The sequence below is a fragment of the Holdemania massiliensis AP2 genome (genome assembly GCF_000327285.1).
GTDB classification, from domain to species: Bacteria; Bacillota_I; Bacilli_A; order Erysipelotrichales; family Erysipelotrichaceae; genus Holdemania; species Holdemania massiliensis.
In genome coordinates this window covers 37,220-55,428 of sequence record NZ_HE998571.1, presented here as the reverse complement: position 1 = coordinate 55,428, position 18,209 = coordinate 37,220, and the positions used below count along the sequence as shown (strand labels likewise).

Sequence of the window (18,209 nt, the reverse complement as noted above, 5' to 3'; positions counted from 1 at the left end):
TCCCATGAAATTATTTGTAAACCGTTTTATTGCTTTAGTGATCGACAGCCTTTTGATCGGAATTCCGGTCGGAATTATTGAAATGGCGTTTTCGCTGATTCGCTGGATTTTAAGCTGGCTGCCGTTTCTGCATTATTTCCGCTTCCTGTTTTCGACATCGTTTTTGTTCATGATTGTCTATGCTTTGTATGAGGCGGCGATGATTTACTTCGCCGGCGGGACGGTAGGCAAGCTGATCATGAAGCTGGAAGTCGAGAAGGAACGCGGGGCCATGACCTTCGGCGACTGTCTGATCCGCGGCGTGATGAAAGCCTTCTCGCTGCAGATCTGGATTCTGGGCGTGTTCTCTGCGATTCTGGCCTATTCGGATCAGCACAGTTCATTGCATGATCGGATGGCCGGCACTTCAGTATGGGAAAAGCTCTAGGCTGGATTGATTCGCACTGTCATCTGACCTGTGCTGATCTGATTGAAGAGGCTCAAGGGGTCCGCCAGCGGGCGCTGGAAGCCGGTGTGGCGCGGATGATGATCGTGTGCTGCCGGCTTGAAGAAGCCGAAGCTGCCTTGAAAATGAAAGCGGAAGATGCCCGTTTTGACGTCGCGGTGGGCTTTCATCCCAGTGATCTGCGGGATTTTACGGAAGAAGACTGGCATAAACTAGAAACTCTGGTCTATAATGAGAATGTCACGGCCATTGGTGAAATCGGCCTGGACTACTATTGGGATAAGGATAACCACCCCGAACAACAAGCGGCGTTTATCCGCCAGATTGAGCTGGCAAACCGAGTCAATAAGCCGATTTTGGTGCACAGCCGCGATGCGATTGCTGAAACCTATGCCATCCTTCGCGATCATCCGGCGGCCCGGCGCGGGATTATCCACTGCTTCAGTTCCAGCCGGGAGATGGCCCGGGAGTTTGTCAAGCTGGGCTATACGATCGGCTTGGGCGGCCCGGTAACCTTCAAAAACGCCAAGACTCCAAAAGAGGTGGCGGCTGACGTGGATCTGAATCATCTTCAGATTGAAACCGACTGTCCCTATCTGACGCCCGTTCCATATCGGGGAAAACGGAACGAGCCGATGTATCTGCCGCTGACAGCTCAAACGATTCTGGAGCTGCGCGGGATTGATGAGGAAGCGCTGAAGCAGCAGCTTTGGGATAACTATCAAGCCTTATTCCATCCGCAAGACGAACTCTGAAAATAGAGAAGCGTCTACGATCTCTGGTGAAAGGAGGAAAATAAAATGAAAAAAGCAGTGCTTTTTGGAATTTTAGTATGCTTAGGTCTGGGCATGACCGCATTGATCATGATCCCGGAAGAAGTCAAGACACCACTGATCCTGCAGACCTTTAGTTATTCGCGAGCCGCAAGCGAAGAACCGCTTCCGTATAGAACTGCGCAGGAAACGATCACCACCTTCCTGGAAGCGCAGGAAACGATCTTTGTCCATCCGGAGGAAATCCCGGCCGACGGTGTTTCCTGGATGATCTCCAAGACGGATGACGGAAGTCCGAAGGTTCAGAATGATACGTATGAAATGACCTACGACCAGGAGGGCAATCTGTTGTCCCGTGTCCTGGTTCCTTATTCGACAGAAGTGATTGAAGCCCAGCCGATCGTCATGAGCTATGGCTCAGCGGTCAAGGAAGAAGCTTATTTCTATTCCAGCCGGGTTACTTCCTATGGCGCAGATTGCGTCGGATGCGGCGGGGGAACGCCGGCCGGCATTGCGATCAGCACCTCCGGAGTTCGTCAGTCTGACGGTACCTGGAAAGATGGAATTACTTATGACGGTTATTATTTGATCGCAGCGTCATCCACGCTCCCGCTCTGCACCCTGGTTGAGATCAGCGACCATAAGTTCAATGGTCAGGGATTAACCCCAGGCGAACCATTTCTAGCGGTGGTCGCCGACCGCGGCGGCGCTGTACAAGGATCCACAATTGATCTGTTTACCGGTTCGGAAGCTTATCCCAGCGTGCGTAACGGCAAGCGCTCCAACGTCAAGGTTTCGATTGTGGACTTCGGCCGCAAACGGGCCAACGGCTGTCGGTTTAATTAAAAATTAAAGAAGAGAAAGAGGGCATTCTGATTCAGGATGTCTTTTTTTTGGACTTGCGCTTTAACTGTGCCTATCATATAATAACAGTGGAGGAAGAGTTATGCGCATACTTCTGGATCCCAGTTCCCATGATCCGAATTATCTGCAGATCGAAAACGCGATTCGATCGGCAATCTGTCAGGGACAGCTGCACCCTCAGGAACAGTTGCCTTCGATCCGGCAGCTGGCGAAACAGCTGCAGGTGGCAATCATCACGGTCAAACGGGCGTATGACGACCTGGAACAGGCAGGATTGATTGAAACCCGTCAGGGCAAGGGGTGTTTTGTCTGTCCGATGGATCTGTCCGATCTCTACCAGCAGGCCGGAATTCAGCTGAAGCAGCAGTTTCAGACGACTTTGGAACAAGGCTTAAAGTTGGGAATGACGGTTGAGCAGATCCGGGAATTATTTGATCAGGCCTGTCTTGCGGTGAATTCTGGAAAAGAGGAATAATCAATGAGTGAATATGCGATCAAAGCTGAAAACCTGCAGGTACATTATCCAAATTTTGAATTGGCTGTGGATCAGTTTTACTTGCCCAGCGGTTATGTAATGGGATTAATCGGCCGCAACGGGGCAGGCAAAACGACTTTGATTGACGCTTTGCTGGATAGTACGCCCGCTCACGCAGAACATTGTGAGCTGTTGGGAATGCGGATGGATAGGCAGGAGCGTCTGATCAAAAATCAGATCGGTCTGGTTAGCGACCGCTTCATTTTTCCTAACGCTTATCATGCGATGAAATTGATACGCCGGATCGGTCCGTTCTATGACCAGTTTGATGAATCTTTGTTTCGATCCTTCATCAAACAATTTAAGCTGCCGTTAAGCAAACCGTTTGGGGAATTTTCAGCGGGAATGAAAGCGAAGCTTTCGATCATTTTCGCCCTTGCCCATCATCCGAAGCTGATGATCCTGGATGAACCGACGGCTAATCTTGATCCGGTATCCCGAAGGGAAGTGCTGAATTTGCTGTATGAGTTTATGCAGCAGGAGGATCATTCCTTGTTGTTTTCGACTCACAATACCGCGGATTTAGATAAGATTGCGGATTATGTTACCTGCTTGGAAAATGGCCGGGTGAAGTTTTCTTCATCAAAAGAAACATTAATGGAAAATATTCAGCATTTCCAGTGTGAAGGAAAAATGCCCAAAGCCATGAAGGAATTCGTACTCAAGCCGAAAGCGACGGAGACGGGCTGGGAAGGCGTGTGTACCCGTGCGAGTCAGCTGCGGCATCTTCCGGTGGAATTTACCCCCTTAACTCTGGAAGAAATCATGTTAGCTCAGGATTTGACTTATGAAGACTTCTGAAATCCTGCGCAGGGCTTGGGGGTATTGGCTTAGCTGCAATCGCGGACTTTTGGGCATTGTCTTGATCGCACTGATTTTATCGCTGCCCTTCGTCACGTTTGGAATGACAGCGCTGTTACTTTACACAATCGTCCAGACCCGCAGCATGCTGGACTGGCGCAAGGATACGGAAGGCAATTTCGGCTTGATGCTGGAAAGTTTGCCGATGACCCGGCGGGATCGGAAAAAGATCTTAATCCTGAATGTTGCTTTTAACTGGATTGGGATCTTCAGCGGGTGCGGCTTGCTGATCACGATCCGCAAGCCTGAAATGCTGGGAATTGTTTTAGTAACGGGTGTGCTTTACTGGCTTTTGTACAGCTTCATCGTTTTGCGGTGGGAAAAAGAAAAGCAAGTTCTCAATACGTGGAGAACTGGAGTCTTGTTTCTGGCTTTGGTAGGGATGGCGATCATGGCTGCTCAGGAAATCGCTGATCAAAATCTGCTTTGGACAGAAGTTCTGCTTGCTTTGATGATTATTGCGGCGTACTTTGGATTAACCCGATTGGAATTGATTTCCAAACAGAAAGCGGATACTGAATCGGAGAATACGTTCTTTTGGTTTCCGGAATCCATCCGTGGGGTGCTGGATCTGGCGGAAATCGAGCTGCAGGATAATCGTACTTCAATGACGCAGTTAGGCCGTGGCGTAATGCTTGCGGCAACCTTTTGCAGTCTGGTGCTCCTGTCGGGCAGCTATGTGTATCTGATCTTTTTTATCACAGACTTCGTAGTCAGCTGGCAGCTGACAAAGAAATTTCAAAGCGGGATGTATGCTGTCAATCTGATTCCCATTTCACGTCTTGCACGCCTAGGCTGCCAACTGCTCGTCCAAAGCTTAACGCTGGCAGGTTTATGGGGAGTCAATCTTATTTCCCTGGGAATTCATCGGATCCTGCCAACCAGCAGTGCCGGGCTGCCGCTCACATTGAGTTCGGTTTTGATTTCAATCTGTGCTACGATCTGTTTTGTGGCTTACAGTCTGACCTGGGGTTCAGGATATCGGCAAAATACAAGATCCGCATCCTATTTTACAGGCTGCTTGATTGTGTGTGTTTGTTCAGCCGGAGCCTCTGCCGGCAAAATTCCACTTTTGCGAACAGGGTTATTCTGGAGCTGTCTGCTGCTGGTGAGCTTCGTTCTCATTGCACGCTGGCTGCGGAAGCAGGCTCGCCAAGGCGGATTTTAAACTAAGAACAGAGAGTGAAAAGTTTCCGAGGATTATTGCGGAAGCTTTTTACTCAATATACGGAATAATGAGAAAATTCTACAAGAAAGTGATGCAAGCATCACTTTGAAAGTCAAAACCCATAAAGTCCCTCTTTAATTTTAGTAATATGTGTATTTCTGCAGCATAAATAAAAAAGGAACAGCGAGATAAAGCAGTCGATTACATGATGCTTATTCGCGTCTGTTCTTTTTTGTTCTGAACAGGATTTATTCACCCTGAATTTTTATCCAAATTTCCATCTGATATCCATGGTCTTTGATTAAACTATATTTTTCAGCGGAGAAGGGATCGACGTGGAGCTGATGTGCAGGTAACCAGGTACCAAACAAATATTTTCCAGCTTTATCCAGGATATCAGTTACCAGCATTTCAAAGGTTTCGGCTTCGAGCTTACACACGATATACTCTCCTTTCGGCAAAGTGACTGTTGTAAAATCGGAAAGTTTCGGACACGCGGTAATCAGCGGTGCACCTGCGAAATAAGTGAAGGTTTCTTTCTGCGGATCGGCCTGATAAGACATTCCTAGTTCATAATCAGGGCTGATATAATCTGACAATTTTGCTTTTTCGTGATGGAAAGAAGTCCAAAGCTCTCCCGGCATATCTATTCCGGTACTCTCACCCATCGGTATCTGCCCAGCGATGGATACCTCGGCTTCAACGCCAATAAAGGTTTTTGCGGAGTTGAAGGTCTTCCGTTTGATTTCCATCAGAAAATCATCCAGAAGCAAAGGAACATCTTCATCGAGATGCTGATAAGCTAAAGCAATCTCGGGTTTGATCAACGTATTCAGCCGAGGTTGATTTTGTCGGTAAGCAGAAGGTGTCAGTCCATACGCCTCCTTGAAAGCCCGGGTGAAATGGGCGTGGCTGGAAAATCCATACTCCAGCGCCAGATCCACGATTCTGCAGTCTTGCTGCTTCAGAGCTTCGGCGGCTTTTGCCAGTCGGCGAAGCTGAATATATTCCTGCGGTGATTTGCCAACTAAGCGTTTAAATAATTTTTGAAAATAAAACGAGGATAAAGATACCTGATCGGCCAGGTCCTGTGTCTTCATTTCTTCAAACAGATGTGCTTCAATTTCATCAACAGCGGTTTGTATTGCTTCCCATGCGTGCATGATTGAGTCCTCCTAAACTGTTTCCATTATATCAAAGGAAAGGACCTGCGGCTTTTCCCGGAATGTCCTTTTTAAATGTGAAAACGGTCAAGCAAAGAAGACCTTTTTCTGTAAGAAGGACAAGCCTGCGAATGGGACAAAAGACAAAAGGATGCATTTGATCGTAGAGGAGTACTGTCAAAAACAAAGAAAGTTCAGTAAAATGTCGGTATTTTAGGATAAAATAGCTGATTTTTCGCATAGTAAAGCGCTTACATTTTACATACAATAAAATCAGAAAACCGAGGAGGGAATGAAATGAAGAAAATAACTACACTTCTGCTGGGTATGCTTTTAGTCTTAGCGGGTTGCGGTTCACCAACAGAAAAAACACCGGAAACCAACGCGCCGGACGACCATGCCGATTCAGGAACCATCACAATTTATACGCCGACTGCCCAGGATAATCTGGACGTCATGATTCCAGCTTTCGAAGAAGCGACTGGCATCAAGGTTGAAGTGATTCGCGGTTCTTCCGGCGAAGTCTATTCCCGCATTCAGGCCGAAGCCGAGAATCCGAAAGCCGATGTCGCCTGGATTCCAACCAGCACCGTCTTGTTGGATACATCCTATTTTGAAGCCTATACTTCTGCCTACGATGATCAATATGATGAAACCTTCCGCAATACCTCCGGCTTTACCACTCAAATTGGATACAACGCTCCGGTTATCATTTACAATACCAACCTTGTAGATTTTGAAATTCACGGCTACGCCGATCTGTTAAACCCGGAATTAAAAGGCAAGATCGCAATGGGAAATGCGGCCAGCAGTTCAAGCGCTTATAATCACCTGGAAAACATGCTTTTAGCCATGGGAACCGGGACGACCAATGATGAAAAAGCAGCTTCGAAAGAAGCCTGGGATTTCGTTCGGGCATTCTATGAAAATCTGGACGGCAAGATTGTCGACAGCTCCAGTGTTACTTATGAAGGCGTTCTGTCTGGCGAATATGCGGTAGGCATGACCTGGGACACACCGGCGCAGGCCTATATGGCTGAAGGGATTGACAACTTGAAGGTCGTTTATATGGATGAAGGCGTCATTCCGGGAACCAGTAGCGTCAGTCTGATTAAAAATGCTCCGAATCCGGAAGGGGCAAAGAAATTCATCGACTGGTTTGCTTCACCGGAAGGCCAGTCGGTTTATGGAATGGACTGCCTAGGTGCGAATCCGATTCTGCCGGGCGCCAAGGTTGCCGATTATAAGCTGGGCATCAAAGATCTGAATGTCATTCCGCGGACGACGGAATGGCAGGCCGAGAACAAAGAGAAGATTCTGGATCTGTACGAGGATATGTATTTGGAAATCTTTGAATAATCCAATCATCCAACAAAGGGATAGACAAACATATCCCTTTGTTCTTCTCATCAGCAATCATAAACATGCAAAATAAGTGAACAGGAGGGGCTACGATGAGCGTATCCATTGATATTCAGCATGCGGTGAAGCGATTTGGAGATAAAACCATCATTCCGGATTTGTCGCTGCACATTGAAGAAGGGGAATTCTTTACTCTGCTGGGATCCAGCGGCTGCGGTAAGACAACCTTGCTCAGAATGATCGCCGGCTTTAACAGCATTGAAGGCGGAGAGTTTTATTTTAACGAGAAACGGATTAATGATCTGCAGCCTTATAAACGCAACATTGGAATGGTGTTTCAAAACTATGCGGTTTTTCCGCACATGTCTGCGGGTAAGAATGTCGGCTATGGCCTTAAACAGCGGCAGGTTAAAGAACCGGAATTCAGCCGGCGCGTGGATGAAATTCTGAACGTTATGCAGATTCAGGAACTAAAGGATCGAATGCCGGCCAACATGTCCGGCGGGCAGCAGCAGCGGATCGCTCTGGCCCGGGCGATTGTCATTCAGCCGGATGTCCTGTTGATGGATGAACCGCTGTCCAATCTGGATGCCAAGCTGCGGGTAGAAATGCGGCTGGCAATCAAGCGCATTCAGAACCAGTTTAAGATCACGACGCTTTACGTAACCCATGATCAGGAAGAGGCGCTGTCCATGTCTGATCGGATCGCGGTCATGAATCATGGCGTGATTCAGCAGATCGGCAAACCGATGACGATCTATTCTCATCCGCGAAACCTGTTTGTGGCGACATTTATCGGCCAAAGCAATTTGTTTGATGCTGAGGTGGTCGAATGCGAGGGAAAGAAAGCGTTAAAGTTCTTTGACGGCAGTCTGCAGGTCATGCCGCGGCTGCAGAGCAGCGTTCCAGTTGGAACACCGGTGAAGGTCGTCATCCGGCCTAATGAAATTGATTTTGCCGATCAAGGTATTGTCGGAATGATCGTGGAAACAATCTATCTGGGAGCGGAAATCCGATATACTGTAAATTTGGAGAACGGCCAGACAGTTGAAGTTTCGCATGACATCAAACGCCGGTTTGCCCAAAATGGCGAGGTCGTGCACCTGGCTTTTGATCATACCCGGGCCAATGCCTTTGACGCTCAAACCGAGCTGTCGCTGATGGAGGAAAAATAAGATGAGCCGCAAACGTTGGAAGCTGGACGGCTGGACGCTGGTGTCGCTGCTGTGTTTCCTTTACTTTGCCGTCTTCTTTATCTATCCGATTACCCGTATTCTCATCAGCAGTGTCTACGATGCAGCGACCAACACCTTTGATTTCAGTTATTTTATTAAATTCTTTTCCAAGAAATATTACACCAATACAATCATCAACAGCCTGAAGGTAACGGTGCTGGCTACGGTATTTACCTGTGTTGCCGGAACCGCTTTGGCCTATGTAACACGAACCGTGAAAATTAAATTTAAGAGCACGCTGGATATCCTGCTGATCATCTCTGTCGTGTCTCCGCCGTTTATCGGCGCTTATTCCTGGATCACTCTGCTGGGACGGCAGGGCGTTCTGACCAAAATAATCAATCAGGTATTTCATATTACCTATCAGGGAATTTACGGATTCGCGGGAATCCTGCTTGTCTTTACAATTAAATTGATTCCGTTAGTGTATCTGTATGTTTCCGGAGCATTAAAAAGTATGGACAGCTCGCTGAGTGAAGCGGCAGAAAGCCTCGGCGCTGTCGGCTGGCGGAAAATCAAAGACATCGTCATTCCGTTGGTGCTGCCGACGATCCTGGCTTCCGGTCTTTTGGTCTTCATGCGGATCATGGCCGATTTTGGCACACCGAAGCTGATCGGAGAAGGCTACCGTACCTTGCCAACGCTGATCTACGATTCGTTTGTCGGCGATCTGTCGGCCGATAAGCGCCTGGCAGCCACAATCAGTGTGATTGTCGTCCTGTTTACAACCGTGATTTTCTTAGTCCAACGGTATGTTTCCAACCGTAAGCAGATCGAAATGACCGGCATGCATCCGATTGAACCGCGGGCAGAAAAAGGGTTTAAAAATATTCTTTGCCACTTCTATGTCTATCTCTGCGTCTTCCTGGCGATGCTGCCGACTTTAGTTGTGCTGCACAACTCCTTCCGCAATACCAAGGGAACGATTTATCTGCCGGGCTATTCATTGAACAATTATAAAAAAGCATTCAGCACGATGGGGCGGGCCATCACTAACACCTATCTTTATTCCTTTGCGGCGATTCTGCTTGTTGTGATCATCGGCGTGATCATTGCCTACACTTCCGTCCGCAGGAAAAACAAGCTTACCAATGTTCTGGACGTGATTTCGATGTTTCCTTATATTATTCCGGGATCCGTTCTGGGCATATCCCTGATCTTGGCGTTTAATAAAAAACCGCTGCTGCTCAGCGGAACGGCGTTGATCATAATCATGGCCTATGTCATTCGGCGTTTACCTTATACAATCCGAAGCAGCTCGGCCATTCTTCGGCAGATTGACTTGGGCGTCGAAGAGGCATCGCAGAGTCTGGGAGCCAATCCTGTGAAAACCTTCTTCGCTGTGACGCTGCCGATGATGGCTTCCGGGATTTTATCCGGAGCGATCATGAGCTGGCTGTCGATCATCAGCGAGCTGAGCGCTTCTGTGATGTTGTGGGTTACATCAACGCAGACGCTTTCCATCGCGATCTATTTTCAGGTCATGGATGGAAACTACGGCGTCGCCTCAGCATTGTCAAGCATCCTGATTCTGACGACGATTATCGTGCTGCTGCTGTTTTTCAAAATCACAGGCAAGCGTGAAATTGAATTATAAAGTTCTGTTATAATAAGAAATAGAAAAAGAAAGGACAGATGAATATGGAAGAAACGCAGTTTCCCTATCATAAGGTCATTCAGGAAAAGCTCGTCAGATCGACGCTGATCCCGGTGGCTTTGTTAGGAATGGCGCTGATCGTCATCACGCCCTTTCTTTTGGTTTTTCTGCTTTGGCAGCAGGTCAATCATGAAGCGTATCTGGCCAGTCAGGCAGTCAGCGTCCCGTTAAAGGAATACATTGAAGGCATGAAGCAGCTGCAGTCAGATCCCAAACTGATCTCATTTCTGACAAGCGGCGAACATTCCATCGAAGCGTATGAACGACTTTATCAATTCCGCAATGAACAATCCGTATTTGCGTATTTCCAGCTGGAAAATGAACAGTACAGTGCGGCGCAGATGCCGCCGTCCAGCGCCAACCGCCTGCTTCCCTCCATTCGGGCGGAGGTCAGCCGCAGTTCAGAAATTGTCGGCAGCACCAGCACGATGACAGGACTGTTTACCGATCCTATCCTGTTCACACTGTCCTGCCGGATGGGAGAGGAAGGTCTGGGTACCTTGTCCTTTCATTTTACCGAAGGCAGTCTGAAAGCTCTGCTTCAGCAGGGCGGTGTTCATTCGATGCTGCTCAACGCCAGCGGTCGGTTACTGGTCAGTACCGATCCGATGTTTGCGGTTTATGAACGGCTGGAGGATCAGTCGATCGTGGGACAGCTCAGCCGGATTAACGGTGAAATCATGCTGATTCAGAAAACCCCGCTTTCGGTATTGGGTTTATCTGTGTGGACAGTTCACTCACTGGATATTGTGATTTCTATGATGGCCGCGGAATTGGTCATCGGGTTTCTGATCTTTCTGTTCTGCGCGTATTTTATTGATAAAATCAGCCGCATGACTGCCCGCAGCAGTCTGAAGAATGTGGATAATTTATTTTTGTCCTTACAGAGCTATGCTCAAAGCGGCCGGCTAGAATATCTTCCGGAAGAAGAAAATGAAATGCGCCCGATTGCCCAACAGTACAACCGTATTTTGGATGAAGTCAAGCAGCTGATCGATCAGAACGGGGAGCTGCAGAAACAAACCCGAATCGCTCAGATCCGTCAGCTGCAGTCGCAGTTTAATCCGCATTTTATCTTTAATACGCTGGATACCATTAAATATATGATGGTGCTGGATCAAGATAAAGCGGAAGACATGATTGTCCGCTTATCCAAGCTGCTGCGTTATTCACTGGAGGCTTCTGAGGAATCCCTGGTTGATCTTGATCAGGATCTGGCTTATATCGAGGATTATCTGCAGCTGCAGAAGGTCCGTTTGGGTGAAACCTTTCGTTATCAGATCGAAGCGCCGAAGCAATCCGGCCTGCGAATTCCTAAGATGGTCATTCAGCCGATGGTGGAAAACAGTCTTGCGCATGGATTTGTGCAGGATCGGGAGTTCCGGCTGCGGATCAAGATTCGTCAGGAAGGCGAGATACTGCAGGTCATCGTACAGGATAATGGCGAAGGTATGGATCAAGCTCAGCTCAATCAGATCCGCAGTGATCTGAAAACCATGCGGGAAGACTACCGGCATATTGGGATTATGAACAGTCATAAACGAATCCTGCTGCATTTTGGCGAGGGCTGCGGGATACAGGTAGAAAGCGTCCTGCATGAAGGGACGACAGTAACCATGACGATGAAAGCGATGGGAGGCATGAGCGATGATTCGGATTCTAATTGTGGAGGATGAAGCGATTCTGCGGCAGGGATTTCGGCAGTCGCTGGATTTTTCCCGGCTGGGCTGTCAGATCTGCGGCGAAGCGCGCAATGGTAAAGAAGGGCTGGCCCTGATCCGTCAGCTGCACCCCGATATCGTGTTTACCGACTTGAAGATGCCGGTGATGGACGGTTTGGAAATGCTTCGCCAATCGAAGGAAACGGAACAGTATGAGGCGGTGATTTTGACCGGCTATGGTGAATTCAGCTATGCTCAGGAAGCGATATCTCTGCAGGTGGCGGAATACTTGTTAAAACCATTTAACCGCAAAGAATTGGAAGCAGTGCTGATCAAGCTGACCGAACGGGTGCGGAAGAAGCGGGAACAATCCAATCCGATGATTCCAGAATCCATTCAGGTGCTGATGGAGATTCCCGCAGGCTGCTCGGCCTATGTTCAAAGCGCGGCGGAATGGATTGGCGTGCATTATGCCCAACGGGTTACCGATGAAATACTGGCGGAAACACTGGGGGTGTCTGCGGATTATCTCAACCGCCTGTTCCGTCGGGAAACCGGCTGGACGCTGCACCGCTATCTGAATCGTTACCGCATTGCCCAGGCATGTCTGCGGATTTTGTGGGGCAGTGAGAAGATTTATGAAATTGCCGAACAGGTAGGTTTCAGTGATTATAAATATTTCTTTCAGGTATTTACACGGTTAACCGGAGTATCGCCGACGCAGTATAAGAAAGTTCAGCTGTCTTCCGCAAAGAAAGATGCTGAAGCTGATCGGTGAACTGCTTCAGGCGATTCTGTCTGAAACGTAAGCCGTGAAACAAAAGGACCGAAATCAATGATGCATCTAAAACAGGGAAGATGGAGGAGTATCTTTCTGGTTATCTGAATTCTAATTCAGATTTATAGCTAACTGAGCGGATAAAGATCGATTCATGGAAAGGAAACGGGAAATTTCCAAGTCTGGTCTTGACTTTCAAAGTTAGCTTTTTTCTGTTTGTTGGAATCTGAAAGTCCGCTGTGATAGTGTTTGGCGCTTATCTGCCACTTATGATAAAATAAAAGCGGAATGAGGAACGAACATGAAGATCAAAGAAATCATCGTCGTGGAAGGTAAAAAAGACACGGCGAATTTAAAACGATGGCTGGATGTGGATACGTTGGAAACCAGCGGCACAGGTTTGACAGACAGCACGCTGGATCAGATCCGGCAATGGGCCACAACCCGCGGCGTGATTATCTTTACCGATCCGGATACACCTGGAGATCAGATCCGCCAGCGGATCAATGAAGCTGTACCAGGATGTAAGAATGCCTTTTTGCCTTCGAGGAAAGCCTGGGAAATTGTCCGCGGCAAGCGCAAGGTCGGTGTGGAACATGCCGGAAAAGAAGAGATTCTGGCTGCTTTGGAACATTGCCTGACCTATCAAACTAAGGAAGAATCTACGCTGAGCTGGCAGGAATTTGTAGAGCTGGGTCTGACCGGTTTGCCCAACAGCGCTGAAAAGCGGCGTGAAGTGGGAATACGCTGGCATGTCGGCGAAGCGAATGCCAAAACGTTGTGGAAACGTCTGAATATGCTGAAAGTGACGAAAGCCATGTTGGAAGAAGGGCGGGATACCGATGAATAAACCGATTGCCACGATGGCGCGCACGAATGAAATTTTGGAAAAATATGATCTGTACGCAAAGAAGAACTTCGGACAGAACTTCATTATTGAACCAGGTATTGTGGAAAAGATTGCGCGCTTGTCCAAAGCGGATGAGCACAGCGCTGTGATCGAGATTGGCCCGGGAATCGGCGCTTTAACTGAACAGCTGGCGCATGTCGCCGGTCAGGTGCTGGCGTTTGAGATTGACGATCGGCTGATTGATGTACTGGCCGATACCCTTTCTGCCTGTCTCAATGTCACGGTTGTTCATCAGGACTTTCTGGAAGCTGATTTAAACGCAACCGTCAGCCAGCTGAAAACAACCTGGGACCAGGTTCTGGTGTGCGCTAATCTGCCGTATTATATTACGACACCGATCTTGTTTAAAATCTTTGAAAGCAAAGCTGATATTCCGGTGATTACGGTCATGATGCAGAAAGAAGTAGCGGATCGCTTCACTGCTTCGGTTTCCACCAAGGACTACAACGCCCTGAGCGTGATTGTGCAGTATCAGTATCAGGTGCAGACGGTGATGAAGATTCCCAAGACGATCTTTAATCCCCGCCCGGCGGTGGATTCCGCCGTCGTGCAGTTTACCAAAAAGCAGCCGGACCGCATCGCCGGCGATGAAGCCTTGTTTTTTGCGATGGTTAAAGGATGTTTCAAGCAGCGCCGCAAGACGCTCTACAACAATTTCCGCGAATATCTGCAGGATAAGGAGGAAGCGATGCGGCTGCTGAACGAAGCCGGGTTGGAGCCTTCGCTGCGCGCGGAAACGATGACGTTGGATCAGTTTCTCGATCTGTATGAGGTGACCTATGAAACAAAGAGCTTACGCGAAAATTAATCTGTGTCTGGACGTCGTATGCCGGCGAGAAGACGGGTATCATGAACTGGAAATGATCATGGCTCCGGTCAATTTATACGACACGCTGAATTTTGAGTTCTGTGATGAACTGCGCTTGCAAAGCAATGTCCCTTATCTGCCGTTAGACCGCCGCAATACGATCATCAAGGCGATTGAGCTGCTTCGGGAGGAATATGGATTCAAGGAAAACTTTGAAATCACCCTGCAGAAGCACATTCCGACTCAGGCCGGCATGGCCGGGGGCAGCACCGACGGCGCGGCAGCGATCCGGGCGCTGAACAAGATGCTGCGCTTAGGGATGGATAATGACAAGATGGTGGAAATCGCCAAGAAGGTCGGGGCGGACGTGCCGTTCTGCCTGCGAAGCCGTCCGGCTTTTGTCACGGGTATCGGCGAGAATCTTGAACATTTCCGCGTGCATACGCCGTTCTATCTGTTATTAGTGAAACCCTATAAAGGTGTATCGACCAAGGTTGCGTTTGAAACACTGGATTTTAGCAGTGCGCAGCATCCTGATTGTCGGAAAATGCGTCAAGCTTTGATGAATAATGATTATGACGGAGTGATTCAATCGCTGGGCAATACGCTGGAACAAAGTGCCTTTAAGCTTGTTCCGCAGATTGCGGCCATTAAAAAAGATCTGTTGGCAATGGGTTTTGACGGAGCTTTGATGTCGGGCAGCGGCTCGACGGTTTTCGCTTTGACGCGGGATCCTGAGCTGTTGGAGAAAGGAGCGGCCGCGATGCGGAAGAAGGCGGCGTTTATCCGCAAGACCGAACTGCGTCCGCAGGAAACAGTAAAGCATAGTTTTTATTAAAATAGAAAAGAGGAAGAACATGAAGCCGAATATCGTATTTTATTTTACCGATCAGCAGCGCTGGGATACCTTGGGCTGTTATGGCCAGCCGCTTCCGATTTCCCCGGTTTTGGATCAGCTGGCCGAATCCGGCGTACTCTTTGAACAAGCTTATACTGCACAGCCTGTCTGCGGGCCCTGCCGGGCTTTATTTCAGACAGGATTATATCCTACGCAAAGCGGCTGTTTCCGCAACAGTATCGCTTTGCCAGAAGGGGTTAAAACCCTAGGAGATTACCTGACAGAGGCTGGCTACGAAACTGGATATGTTGGAAAGTGGCATTTGGCCAGTACAGGAGAATTGGAAAAGAAACCGGATATTGACTATACGATAACCGCGGTTCCGCCTGAACTGCGGGGCGGCTATCGGGGTTTCTGGAGAGCGGCTGACGTTTTGGAATTTACATCCCATGGCTATGATGGCTATGTCTTTGACGAACACATGCAGAAGCGGGAATTCAAAGGCTACCGCGTGGACTGCATTACCGATTTTGGGCTGGAATTTTTAGATCAGGTTCAAAAAGACAAGCCGTTCTTTTTAACGATCTCGCACATTGAGCCGCATCATCAGAATGATCGGCATTGTTATGAGGGGCCGGCAGGTTCTAAGACCCGGTTCCAGGATTTTGTGTTGCCTGCGGATTTACAGGCTTTGCCGGGGAATGCGGCCGAGATGTATCCAGATTATTTGGGCTGTTGCCGCTCTTTGGATGATAACTTAGGCCGTGTAGTGGATAAGCTGAAAGCCATGGGCATATGGGAGAATACGATCCTGATCTTCGCTTCCGATCACGGATCCCATTTTATGACCCGCAATCGGGATGCCCATTTAAACGGCTATGATGATTACAAACGTTCCTGTCATGACGCCTGTCTGCATGTACCGTTAGTGATCTGCGGGCCAGGGTTTGAAGGAGGCAAACGAATTAGCGAACTGGTCAGCACCGCTTCGCTGCCAAAAACAATTTTAGCCATGGCGAGTATCGACGTTGGAGATCAAATGATCGGCGAAAATCTGCAAACAGTGGTTGATGGTAAAATTCAGAACCGGCCAAACCGAATTTTTGCCCAGATCTCGGAAAGCCGTGTGGGCCGCTGCATCCGGACTGCGGATTATCTTTACAGTGTGTATGCGCCGGGCGTGCATGGCGGAGAGGTTATGGACAGTGATCTCTATGAAGACGATTTCTTATATGATCTGAAAGCCGATCCAGCTCAGCTGCACAACTGTGTCGCAGATCCTCGTTATCAGAAGATCAAGGAAGACTTGCGAGCACAATTAATTGAGGAAATGATCCAGGCTCACGAGAAAAAACCGGTTATCCGTGACGGAAAAATAGAAGCTTAATCTTTACCCAGCTTATTTTCATGACATTAGGATTGAGAATAAGCTTTTCTTTTTCCAAATGCGATCCATTCAGACGATCACAAAAGAAAAGTCAGTGTTTAGAGAATGAAAAGCAGGCGGATCCTGCATCAAGAAAGATGGATTCTGTGATCTATATGAAGAAACATTATGGTTTCAACGGCTGGATGATCGGATTTCTGTAACGTCAAACAAAAAGGAAGAGGATGATGGAAATTCGATGTAAGCCCCTTCATTGAAGCGCTGAGGTCAGGGAATCTCCTGACTTTTCAAAAAAGGACGTAAAAAACGGGAAAACAAGGGAAAAAAGATCACTTTAGGCTTTTTTTAAAGGTCGAGTTTGGGTAAAATAGACTATGGAGGACGATGGAGAATGAAATCTGCGATTATTATGGCGGCAGGTAAAGGGACGCGTATGCATTCCGAGCTGCCGAAGGTTATGCATCCGGTCTGCCAGAAGCCGATGTTGGGACATATTCTTGACAATCTGAAAAAGATTCAGGTAGACAAGATTGTGACGGTAGTCGGTTTTGGTCACGAACAAGTGGAAGCGGCAATGAGCGGACAGACGGAGTTTGTGCTTCAAGCCCCACAGTTGGGAACGGGTCATGCCGTGATGCAGGCGGCGCCGATTCTAAGCCAGGCAGAAGGAAAAACCCTAGTCGTCAATGGGGATTGTCCCTGCATTCAAAGTTCAACTTATCAGGGAATGCTGGACGCCCTGGATCAGTGCGGCATGGTCGTTTTGACCGCAGTGCTGGACGATCCGAAACAGTACGGCCGAATTGTCCGTAATTCCGAAGGGTTAATTGAAAAGATCGTCGAATTCAAAGACTGTACGGAAGAACAGCGGAAAATCTCGGAAATCAATACCGGCATCTATTGTTTTGACAATCAGGCTCTGTTTGAGCATCTCAAGGAAATCCGCAACGACAATGCCCAGCAGGAGTATTATATTACGGATTTAGTTGAAATCTTGAACCGGCACGGACTCGGTGTCAAAGCCAAGATTGTGGAAGACAGCTTTGAAGCCAGCGGCGTCAACGACAAGAAGGAACTGGCGCAGGCAACCCGCTGGATGCAGAAGCGGATCAATGAACATTGGATGGAGGAAGGGGTCACGCTGATCAATCCGGACAGCACGTATATCGGACCGGATGTCATTCTGGGCAAAGACGTCACTTTGTATCCGAACGTCTATCTGGAAGGCAATACCGTGATTCATGACGGAACGACAATCCTTCCGCAGTCGTTTCTGGTTAACGCCGTGATCGGAAAGAACTGCACGGTCGACAGCTCGCGCATTACCGACAGTATTATCCATGACGAAGTGAAGATCGGACCTTACGCTCATCTGCGCATGAACTGCGAAGTAGACAGTAAGAATCGAATCGGAAATTTTGTCGAGTTTAAAAACACCAAGTTTGGCTTTGACAGCCGCTGTGCTCATCTGACCTATCTGGGTGACAGCGAAGTGGGCTCCAAGGTGAACATTGGCTGCGGCGTCATCACCGTCAATTATGACGGAAAAAACAAGTTCCATACTGTGATCAAAGACGGAGCCTTTATTGGCAGCAACGTCAATTTAATTGCACCGGTAACGGTCGGAGAAAATGCCGTCGTTGCCGCAGGATCCACTGCGACCAAGGATGTGCCGGACGGGGATATGGCCATCGGCCGCGTACGCCAGGAAAACAAACCGGGTTATGGTCTTGTCTACAAAAATAAAGAGAAAAAATAAAAGGA

Annotated in this window: 17 protein-coding genes; 16 read left to right on the top strand and 1 reads right to left on the bottom strand. The window is 48.3% G+C overall.

The genetic code is table 11. The annotated features are described in order from the left end of the window. The first annotated feature begins 4 nt into the window (after window positions 1-4). The 6 genes from BN162_RS15920 to BN162_RS15895 all read left to right on the top strand — a co-directional run bounded on the left by BN162_RS15920 (window position 5) and on the right by BN162_RS15895 (window position 4,646). Window positions 5-427 (top strand): RDD family protein, encoded by a 423-nt coding sequence (locus BN162_RS15920; protein ID WP_020226121.1) that lies wholly within the window; start codon window positions 5-7, stop codon window positions 425-427. Next, window positions 412-1,200 (top strand): TatD family hydrolase, encoded by a 789-nt coding sequence (locus tag BN162_RS15915; RefSeq protein WP_020226120.1) that lies wholly within the window; start codon window positions 412-414, stop codon window positions 1,198-1,200. The genes BN162_RS15920 and BN162_RS15915 overlap by 16 nt, the downstream gene beginning before the upstream one ends. A gap of 45 nt (window positions 1,201-1,245) precedes the next feature. Further along, entirely contained in the window at window positions 1,246-2,064 is an 819-nt protein-coding gene (locus tag BN162_RS18160) for a 3D domain-containing protein (protein WP_020226119.1), read from the top strand. Between the two features lie 100 nt (window positions 2,065-2,164). Next, a complete protein-coding gene (locus tag BN162_RS15905) occupies window positions 2,165-2,557 on the top strand; it encodes a GntR family transcriptional regulator (RefSeq protein ID WP_020226118.1) in 393 nt (130 codons plus the stop codon). A gap of 3 nt (window positions 2,558-2,560) precedes the next feature. Further along, entirely contained in the window at window positions 2,561-3,418 is an 858-nt protein-coding gene (locus BN162_RS15900) for an ATP-binding cassette domain-containing protein (protein WP_020226117.1), read from the top strand. Then, complete coding sequence (locus BN162_RS15895) at window positions 3,405-4,646, top strand: hypothetical protein (RefSeq protein WP_020226116.1); 1,242 nt, start codon at window positions 3,405-3,407, stop codon at window positions 4,644-4,646. Before BN162_RS15900 ends, BN162_RS15895 begins: the two co-directional genes overlap by 14 nt. A gap of 248 nt (window positions 4,647-4,894) precedes the next feature. On the opposite strand, the gene BN162_RS15890 is transcribed toward BN162_RS15895, so the two are convergent. After that, the gene (locus tag BN162_RS15890) at window positions 4,895-5,809 is read right to left on the bottom strand and encodes an AraC family transcriptional regulator (RefSeq protein WP_020226115.1); all 915 of its coding nucleotides are present in this window, start codon (window positions 5,807-5,809) and stop codon (window positions 4,895-4,897) included. A gap of 297 nt (window positions 5,810-6,106) precedes the next feature. Between BN162_RS15890 and BN162_RS15885 the strand changes: the two genes are divergently transcribed. The 10 genes from BN162_RS15885 to glmU all read left to right on the top strand — a co-directional run bounded on the left by BN162_RS15885 (window position 6,107) and on the right by glmU (window position 18,204). Continuing rightward, complete coding sequence (locus BN162_RS15885; protein ID WP_020226114.1) at window positions 6,107-7,168, top strand: extracellular solute-binding protein; 1,062 nt, start codon at window positions 6,107-6,109, stop codon at window positions 7,166-7,168. 95 nt (window positions 7,169-7,263) lie between these two features. Then, on the top strand, window positions 7,264-8,346 hold the full coding sequence (locus tag BN162_RS15880; protein ID WP_020226113.1) for an ABC transporter ATP-binding protein: 1,083 nt from the start codon (window positions 7,264-7,266) through the stop codon (window positions 8,344-8,346). A 1-nt stretch (window position 8,347) separates the two neighbouring features. After that, window positions 8,348-10,003 carry an ABC transporter permease gene (locus BN162_RS15875; protein ID WP_020226112.1) on the top strand — a complete coding sequence of 552 codons (1,656 nt, stop codon included), beginning with the start codon at window positions 8,348-8,350 and terminating at the stop codon, window positions 10,001-10,003. Window positions 10,004-10,041: 38 nt separating this feature from the next. After that, on the top strand, window positions 10,042-11,739 hold the full coding sequence (locus BN162_RS15870) for a sensor histidine kinase (protein ID WP_020226111.1): 1,698 nt from the start codon (window positions 10,042-10,044) through the stop codon (window positions 11,737-11,739). Further along, a complete protein-coding gene (locus BN162_RS15865) occupies window positions 11,711-12,502 on the top strand; it encodes a response regulator transcription factor (protein WP_020226110.1) in 792 nt (263 codons plus the stop codon). The genes BN162_RS15870 and BN162_RS15865 overlap by 29 nt, the downstream gene beginning before the upstream one ends. Window positions 12,503-12,803: 301 nt before the next feature. Continuing rightward, the gene (gene rnmV, locus BN162_RS15860) at window positions 12,804-13,352 is read left to right on the top strand and encodes a ribonuclease M5 (protein ID WP_020226109.1); all 549 of its coding nucleotides are present in this window, start codon (window positions 12,804-12,806) and stop codon (window positions 13,350-13,352) included. Next, the gene (gene rsmA / locus BN162_RS15855) at window positions 13,345-14,220 is read left to right on the top strand and encodes a 16S rRNA (adenine(1518)-N(6)/adenine(1519)-N(6))-dimethyltransferase RsmA (RefSeq protein ID WP_020226108.1); all 876 of its coding nucleotides are present in this window, start codon (window positions 13,345-13,347) and stop codon (window positions 14,218-14,220) included. The genes rnmV and rsmA overlap by 8 nt, the downstream gene beginning before the upstream one ends. Further along, on the top strand, window positions 14,192-15,058 hold the full coding sequence (locus BN162_RS15850) for a 4-(cytidine 5'-diphospho)-2-C-methyl-D-erythritol kinase (RefSeq protein ID WP_020226107.1): 867 nt from the start codon (window positions 14,192-14,194) through the stop codon (window positions 15,056-15,058). Before rsmA ends, BN162_RS15850 begins: the two co-directional genes overlap by 29 nt. Window positions 15,059-15,077: 19 nt before the next feature. Then, window positions 15,078-16,445, top strand: a complete 1,368-nt coding sequence (locus tag BN162_RS15845; RefSeq protein ID WP_020226106.1) for a sulfatase family protein — start codon at window positions 15,078-15,080, stop codon at window positions 16,443-16,445. A 391-nt stretch (window positions 16,446-16,836) separates the two neighbouring features. Then, window positions 16,837-18,204, top strand: coding sequence for a bifunctional UDP-N-acetylglucosamine diphosphorylase/glucosamine-1-phosphate N-acetyltransferase GlmU (gene glmU, locus BN162_RS15840; protein WP_020226105.1), 1,368 nt, complete (start codon window positions 16,837-16,839; stop codon window positions 18,202-18,204). Window positions 18,205-18,209 lie beyond the last annotated feature (5 nt).